The organism is Haliscomenobacter sp. (genome assembly GCF_033763495.1).
GTDB lineage: Bacteria > Bacteroidota > Bacteroidia > Chitinophagales > Saprospiraceae > Haliscomenobacter.
Window position 1 is genome coordinate 1 of sequence record NZ_JANRKL010000007.1, and the last position, 4355, is coordinate 4355.

Sequence of the window (4355 nt, forward strand, 5' to 3'; positions counted from 1 at the left end):
CAAGATCTTTGAAAATGGGGGCGTAATGGTATCGACAGGATTGTCGACTGATTGGTAAGCATGCCGGAGAATGATGGTTTACTCCGTATAAAAAATGATCATCGAACCATAAATGGCGAATCTAACTACGCCATGGCTGCCTAATTCTAGGAATTAGAAAGTCATTGTACGACGGTGCACGGCTCCACGGAGCCTCGGCCTATGCCTAACCGGCCCGCACCCGTACATCACCAATGCTAGGCTGGAACAATGATGCGGCCCGCGTCATTGTTTGAGATTACGGGCTGGGTACAAGACTGGTGCGTTGCTGGACCTACCCTTGTGCTGAGACCAAAATAAGCAACTAAGCATGTAGAAGGCTAGTGAGTGCTTTCTCTGGACGCGAGTTCGACTCTCGCCGCCTCCACTAAAGCCGGGAATCTTTGTAAATACTAGGGTTCCCGGTTGCCGTTTTGTCTACGGCGCTTTTCATTTTGTCTATGAGGCGTCACTCTTTTCCTCAAAAGAGCAGCATGACACCAAAAATTACTTCCAACACTGATCTCCAGCTCATTCATTACATAAACCTTCAGACAAATTTCCTGTCAATTTAAACTGCATCAAGGGCTTAAAAAATAAGCTACTCACTTTGGAAATAAAAAAATATCGATAAAATCTTGGCCAAATATTGCAGGGTATCAATTTTTTGATCAGATTTGTGATGCGAAAAAATAAATTAATTTATTTTTTTCGTTAAAGAAAAAGCCGCACCTAAAGGGATGCGGCTGATCGTGGTTCTTCTAAAACTGGCAGGTTTTCAAAGAGCCAACGAGCAAAAGCAGATTACTTGTCGTCTTTAAATAAGTCCCACAGAAACTTAAAAAAAGAACCGATAGCAGTAGCTGCTCTAATTAAATCTAACCATGTAAATGGTTTTTTAGGCTTCAATGGGATCCCTTTAGGGCTCTTAAACCTTGAAGCCTTCTTCCTGTTTTTATTCATATAAAATTATTTAACGCCCAGGGTATTGGCTTACCCTGGGCGTTGTTTTATACTTAACTTATTTTTATCTCCATTTTACAATCGTTCTTGAGAATGAATTTTGTGCTGTAAAAATACGGTGAAACACTTCAATGAGTGGGGCATAGATTTATTTTTAATTTTAAAAAGGCTGTTCTTGATAAATTTAGTTCAAAATCAAAGTTCTGTGCTTTCCCACACTAAAGCAAAACAAAATTGTGGAAAAGACTAACATTTTTTCCACACTCGAATAAAAAATATTTGACCGAATCGGAAAAAAGTGTAATGAAAACATTTAAAAATAAAGGCGAGTACATGTACCCGCCTTCAACTTTCTTTTATTCAAAAACAAATTCTCGCGCTATTTCGCTGCCATATTGATAAAAGGACCTTTCCTACCACCTGGTGATGTGAAAATGGTCATATCTTCCAATACTTCAGTAAATACACCAAGTGAAGTTGCCTTGCTTTTAGTTACAATGACATCCTAACCGCTTGTATTTTTAAGGTTTATGAAGTTTTTTGAAATAACTGATCTCAAATTCTAGACTCGATGCGCATGAATTGCCTCCAGCTTTAGCTGGTGGATAAGCAGTGCACTCTAGTTTTGGGCTTTAGCCCCATGTGCAAAATTGAGATTTGGCTAAAGCCCCTTCAAGTTCTGGCCATTGATCCACCAGCTAAAGCTGGAGGCAATTCATGCGCTGGGGCCTAAGAGCGGTTATTTCAAAACCTTGAATCAATGCCCCCACTTCTTCCCCTATTTCTTCTTCTTTGGCTTAGGCGCAGGCAATTCTGCCACCGAAATCCTGACCAATTCACTCAACCAGGTACGGTCTTCCATTTTTTCTTCAATCAAAAAACTCGATTTTGCCCCTGGATAGGGCGGAGCTTCCACCACATCTCCAATAAAAGCACGCCCAGCCTGGGTAGGTTTGATGAACAACTTGTTGTCACAAATTAAGCCGAACAACTTCTCACCGGAATACAAACCGTATTCTCCAAACATCTTTTTGGCGCTGATTTCCCCGGCATTTTCAATTTGGTCTACAATAAAGTCAACGAATGTTTGATCAGAGGCCATGGTATTGTTTTTGATTAAAAAAGTTTAACTTGGAGGACTGGAAGTGCAACTGCTTCATAACCTGGGAAATGATTCAATTTTTCCTATTTTCCATTCAACAAATTTAAACAAACTGGTGATGATCAAGAAAGGTTTATTGATGTTGGTGCTGATCGCTGCTGTTGTGGGGCAGCTGAAGGCAGCCTATATCCTGCTGCCAATGGACCCGGAAAAACAAAAGGACCACCTGAAGGCTTACGGGATTACCTATTGGGTGCTGAACAATGGAGTTGAAGCCTGGTGGCTACTCAATTACCAGGGTGGAAGCTTCGCTTTTGAATACAATAAGGTTTTTGAAAAAGAATGTATGACCAGAGGGGTGTCTTTTGGAGTCATTCCCGATGCACAATTCAAAAATATACTCGATGAAATAGCCAAACCAGAGGTGAATATGGAGGCCATGAAACTGGAGAAGGCACCCAAAATAGCCGTATATACCCCGGAAATAGACGGAAAAGGTAAGGCCATCCAACCCTGGGAAGACGCGGTTACACTTGTGCTCACTTACGCTGAAATTCCTTTTGATATGTTGTATGATCGGGAAGTGATGCAGGATAAATTGCCCCAATACGACTGGCTTCACCTACATCACGAAGACTTCACCGGGCAGCTTGGCCGCAATCGCGGTTACAGAAATGCTTCCTGGTATGAGGAATACAAGACTAGATCGGAAGATTTGGCCTATAGCCTGGGCTACAAAAAAATTTCCCATTCCAAATTGGCAGTCGTCAAAAAGATCCGGGAATGGGTTGCGGGTGGCGGTTTTATGTTTGCAATGTGCTCGGCTACGGAAACGTTCGACATCGCACTCTCCGCTGAGGGGGTGGATATTTGTGAAGCAATTTTTGATGGTGACCCTGCTGATCCAAATGCCCAGTCAAAACTGGATTTTAGTAAAACCTTTGCCTTTAAAAATTTTATACTTGCCGATGGGCCATACGGTCACAACTTTTCTACCATTGATGTAGGGCGTGGCTGGTCGCGAAATGTAATGCCCCAACAGGATTATTTCACCCTCTTTGATTTTTCAGCCAAATGGGATCCCGTTCCTTCCATCCTTACCCAATGCCATACCCGAACAATTAAGGGGTTCATCGGACAAACCACCGCTTTTAGAAAAGAATACCTGAAAACCAATGTTTTGATTTTGGGTGAAAACAAAGCGCAAAAGGAGGCCAGGTACATCCATGGCATTTTTGGCAAGGGCTTCTGGACTTTTTACGGTGGTCACGATCCCGAGGATTATCTGCACAGAGTCGAAGACCCGGATACCGATCTCAGTCTACACCCCGATTCGCCAGGTTACCGCTTGATTTTGAACAATATCCTTTTCCCCGCAGCCAGGAAAAAAGAACGGAAAACTTGAGGAATCCGTAAGATTAATCCCAAACATATCGCTCATCATACTCCACTTTATACTTTTTTAAAAAAGCTCGATATTCTGTTTGGAAGTCTTTTTTTCGGTGGTGTTCGTGTTGATTGGCAATGTACCTAATCACAATGTCTACTTGTTTGGGATTTACCGAAAAGGCCCCATATCCATCCTGCCAATAAAAGTTTTTTAGCGATTCATGCCTCGTTTTGAACCACTTCGAAGAATTGGCTTTTACCTTTTCCACCAAGTCCATCAGCGCTATCTTTTTGGATAAGAGGCACAGAATATGCACATGATCGGTATACCCTCCCACGATGATGGCTTGGCAGCCTAGCTCATTGCAAGTCCCTCCCAGATAGCTGTGCAGCTCCTGCTCATAGGGCGGGTAGATCAGCTGCTGGCGGTATTTGGTGCTGAACACGATGTGGATGTAGTTCTTTACTAGAGATTGTCCCATGGCTTCTGAGTCTGATGGGCTGCACCCATCGTTAAGAGATTACGCCCCTTCAGGGCTACCATCATAAAAGCCCTGAAAGGGCGATATATCATAAGATAGGGCATAGCCCTATTAAATCAAAATGGCCAAGCTCTATCGCAAATATAGACCCAATCCTACATTCTTTTTTCTTACCTTTGCCCCCAATTCCTAAAAAATCCCCTCCCGTGGGGACAAAATCACCCCAACTAACGTTAATACCCGAACAACGCTACGCATATGGAATACAAACCACGCGAAATCGAAAAAAAGTGGAAAGCCTACTGGGATGAGCACAAGGTCTACAAAGTAAGCCACCAGAGCGATCGCCCGAAGTTTTACGTTTTGGACATGTTCCCTTACCCATCGGGAGCCGGATTGCA

At 42.9% G+C, this 4355-nt stretch carries 3 protein-coding genes and 1 other RNA gene; 2 read left to right on the top strand and 2 right to left on the bottom strand.

Annotated elements, in window-relative coordinates:
- Nucleotides 1–16: 16 nt before the first annotated feature.
- Nucleotides 17–409: a transfer-messenger RNA gene (gene ssrA / locus SFV55_RS00555) on the top strand.
- Between the two features lie 1350 nt (nucleotides 410–1759).
- Here ssrA and SFV55_RS00560 read toward each other — a convergent pair.
- Nucleotides 1760–2083 carry a TfoX/Sxy family protein gene (locus tag SFV55_RS00560; protein WP_320027490.1) on the bottom strand — a complete coding sequence of 108 codons (324 nt, stop codon included), beginning with the start codon at nucleotides 2081–2083 and terminating at the stop codon, nucleotides 1760–1762.
- 118 nt (nucleotides 2084–2201) lie between these two features.
- Here SFV55_RS00560 and SFV55_RS00565 point away from each other — a divergent pair, with 118 nt between their 5' ends.
- Nucleotides 2202–3488 carry an asparagine synthetase B gene (locus SFV55_RS00565; protein ID WP_320027491.1) on the top strand — a complete coding sequence of 429 codons (1287 nt, stop codon included), beginning with the start codon at nucleotides 2202–2204 and terminating at the stop codon, nucleotides 3486–3488.
- A 13-nt stretch (nucleotides 3489–3501) separates the two neighbouring features.
- On the opposite strand, the gene tnpA is transcribed toward SFV55_RS00565, so the two are convergent.
- Nucleotides 3502–3954: an IS200/IS605 family transposase gene (gene tnpA, locus SFV55_RS00570; RefSeq protein ID WP_320027492.1), complete on the bottom strand. Its 453-nt coding sequence runs from the start codon at nucleotides 3952–3954 to the stop codon at nucleotides 3502–3504.
- Nucleotides 3955–4355: the final 401 nt, after the last annotated feature.

Excerpts from the sequence above, each read along its gene's own strand:
- SFV55_RS00560 (WP_320027490.1), bottom strand. The coding sequence starts at position 2,083 with ATGGCCTCTGATCAAACATTCGTTGACTTTATTGTAGACCAAATTGAA.
- tnpA (WP_320027492.1), bottom strand. The coding sequence starts at position 3,954 with ATGGGACAATCTCTAGTAAAGAACTACATCCACATCGTGTTCAGCACC.
- SFV55_RS00565 (WP_320027491.1), top strand. The coding sequence starts at position 2,202 with ATGATCAAGAAAGGTTTATTGATGTTGGTGCTGATCGCTGCTGTTGTG.